Genomic DNA, 2672 nt, shown 5'->3' with positions numbered 1-2672 from the left:
CTGACATTAGTTAAGAAAAGCATCGACTGGTGGTGTGACATGAAAGCATTCATGCCGCCAGAGAAGTTTGCAACAGTTGGATCTCAAGCTCAGCACGCAGATCAAAAGATTGAAGAATACAAAGGTTTTAAGCTGATGAATGACAGCGGAAAGCCTAATGAATGGTATGTGATATTGCGTGGGCGATTATTGAAAGGATCGCCCATCGCAATTAAAAAGCACTTAGATGCTGTTATTGAAAAGCTTAAACAACAACAGAAATAGAGTAGGGTAAGCTTACTATTTTCACTAAACTAAACGCCGCGAAGGCGTTTAGTTTATAAACGATTAATCGTCTTCATCAAGCTTATCAACATCGACTAAATAATCACCACTTAGCCAGTTACGGCCGATGAGTAATTTGTAGTCTAGCTTGCTTCTGTCTCGTAAATTGACTGCAACGCGTTTGTGTTCGCCATTCCAGCCTAAGTCCATTTTAACAGCGTAGCGACGCTCAACCCCTTGGGCATTGCGAATCTTGCTAACTTTGATGATTTTTCCTTTATATGTCGCTTCATCACCATTCTCATTGATCGAGGTAAACTCAACGGTTTCCCCAAGGTGATCACGCATATCATCACTGTCGCTATCTTCGCCAGTAACTTTAATATTGGTCGCGTGTATTGACGTTGTTTTCGCACCGGTATCGATACGTGCTTTATAGTCGAGATCAAGCTCATAGACTTTGATTGTCTCAACTTGCCCGACAATCGACTTATCTTTACTCGCTTTACCATCAGCCATTGCTAAGTTTGCACCGGTTACCGAAAACAGTATCAAGGCGGGTAGCAGAAGTTTCTTCACACAGGCTCCTAAAATCATTAGTCGTTATCAATGTAGACACCAGATTAATAAGTATGTTCCAGCTTACTAAAACAGCATACTGAACTCACTCAATCTTTCTAAATAATACTAATTTATGTCCAAGATCTTGTTAATTTTATGAAAACATGACGCAGATAGCTCAAAATGGACGGTTTGAAAGCCAAAAGCTTGAGCTGCGTTGATATTTTGTTCGTGGTCATCAATGTATAGCGTTTCACTCGGTACCAAATCATACCGCTCGATGAGCAGCTCATAGATATCCGGATCAGGTTTCATCATCAGCTCTTTGCCAGAGACAATGCCGCCTTTAAAGAGAGAGATGAAATCGTTTCGTTCATTGAGTGTTTCAAAAAAAGCACTGCTCATATTGGTGAGATAGTAAACGGAATAGTGATGATCCAGCAACCGATACAAAAGCTCTTCGGTTTCTGTAATCTTCACGAGGCTATTGATGATGTGTTCGAAAAAATCTTCCATACGTGAGACGGTTATTCCGGTTCTAGCCGCAAACTTAGGAATAACTTCAGCCATCAGCATAGTCCCTCGATCAAGTGAGAGCCAATCGGGATGGTGAAAGACTTCTTCCAAAAGAAGGTGTTGCTCATCGGTAGAATCTGTAAAAGAAGCCACAATTTGGTCAGGATCCCAGCGGAAAAGAACGGCACCAAAATCAAAGATTACATTACGAATCATAAGAGTTTCCGTTTTACTACCATTTATTGATAATATTCGGTAACTGGTAATCTGCAACATTGAGCAACGAACTTATTACCAGGTTCACAAATCCCAGAAAGTAGACGAGATTTTTCCCAATGAGTGATAACAGCCGTTTGGTATTTTCCACAGAGACTGGCCGAATCAAAGAAGAGAAAGCCGCACCGCAGCGCCCAAAAGGTGACGGTGTTGTTCGCATTCAACGTCAAACCAAAGGTAGAAAAGGCAAAGGAGTCTGCATCGTAACAGGCCTTGATCTTGAAGACGCTCAATTAAAATTGCTGGCTGCTGAACTTAAGAAAGTTTGCGGCTGTGGTGGCTCCGTGAAAGATGGCAACATCGAGATCCAGGGCGACAAGCGTGATGTCATCAAAGCCACGCTAGAGAAAAAAGGCCATACAGTAAAATTAGCTGGCGGTTAATCGCAGAAGCTGAACAACTGAAGCCCGAGAGTTCTCGGGCTTTTTCTTATCTGTTAACCGCAGGAACTGTACGGCAGTTAACAGATAGCTCTTGTAATTCAAGCTAGCTTTGAAGCACCAGGCAAACTGACCATTTGCAGCAGAGCTTAAAAATAGGTGTAAATTACCTATTTTATGGTAAATCCGTAATACTGTTAAATTGTACAGTACTGGAAGGCTGCACCATGCACATTGAGAGAATGGGAGGAAAGGTATTAGGAAAACATGTTCTTACCCCAAACCTTATTTAACATAAGGCACATAATGCGTACTTAACCATGGGTTCTCTCAGCGCCAGAAATCCAGTAATACCAAGGCTTAGACGTTGAAAACCTTGGCTACTTAACTTTGCCGTGATGTCCTGCCAAATCTGTTGCGCCTTGAAATTCTTGGCTTTATCAGCAGCTAAAAAGATTAATGCCTCGTGCGGGTCGATGTTTGTGTTTTCGGCCAAGAAAATCGCTTCTTCATCAGTGAGATAGCGTTCACCTTTGCGAATTTTGCTGACCTTTTGCGGACTGATAGCAAGGTCATGTGCAATTTGCTTGTCTTGGATGTAGTTTTTGGCCTGTTTATAGGCATCTAACAGTTTATTTGCGTACATGATTTGCCTCCGTTTTTTTTCATTGTAGC

General features: G+C 41.8%; 5 protein-coding genes. 2 read left to right on the top strand and 3 right to left on the bottom strand.

Features of this window, described 5'->3' with window-relative positions; genetic code table 11:
- Positions 1-264: DUF3319 domain-containing protein (locus MHN01_RS23860; protein WP_239413846.1), on the top strand; the 264-nt coding region annotated here is incomplete at its 5' end.
- A gap of 63 nt (positions 265-327) precedes the next feature.
- On the opposite strand, the gene MHN01_RS23855 is transcribed toward MHN01_RS23860, so the two are convergent.
- Both MHN01_RS23855 and MHN01_RS23850 read right to left on the bottom strand, forming a co-directional pair.
- Positions 328-843, bottom strand: coding sequence for a RimK/LysX family protein (locus tag MHN01_RS23855; RefSeq protein ID WP_239413845.1), 516 nt, complete (start codon positions 841-843; stop codon positions 328-330).
- A gap of 108 nt (positions 844-951) precedes the next feature.
- Positions 952-1557, bottom strand: coding sequence for an HAD family phosphatase (locus tag MHN01_RS23850; RefSeq protein WP_239413843.1), 606 nt, complete (start codon positions 1555-1557; stop codon positions 952-954).
- 119 nt (positions 1558-1676) lie between these two features.
- Here MHN01_RS23850 and yciH point away from each other — a divergent pair, with 119 nt between their 5' ends.
- Complete coding sequence (yciH, locus tag MHN01_RS23845; RefSeq protein WP_075767481.1) at positions 1677-2000, top strand: stress response translation initiation inhibitor YciH; 324 nt, start codon at positions 1677-1679, stop codon at positions 1998-2000.
- 286 nt (positions 2001-2286) lie between these two features.
- Here yciH and MHN01_RS23840 read toward each other — a convergent pair whose 3' ends face one another.
- Entirely contained in the window at positions 2287-2643 is a 357-nt protein-coding gene (locus MHN01_RS23840) for a DUF3693 domain-containing protein (protein ID WP_239413847.1), read from the bottom strand.
- Positions 2644-2672: the final 29 nt, after the last annotated feature.

The sequence above is a fragment of the Photobacterium sp. OFAV2-7 genome (genome assembly GCF_022347985.1).
In the GTDB taxonomy this organism is placed as follows: Bacteria; Pseudomonadota; Gammaproteobacteria; order Enterobacterales; family Vibrionaceae; genus Photobacterium.
Note: the sequence above shows the minus strand (reverse complement) of the source record. Positions and strands in the feature narration are given on the sequence as shown.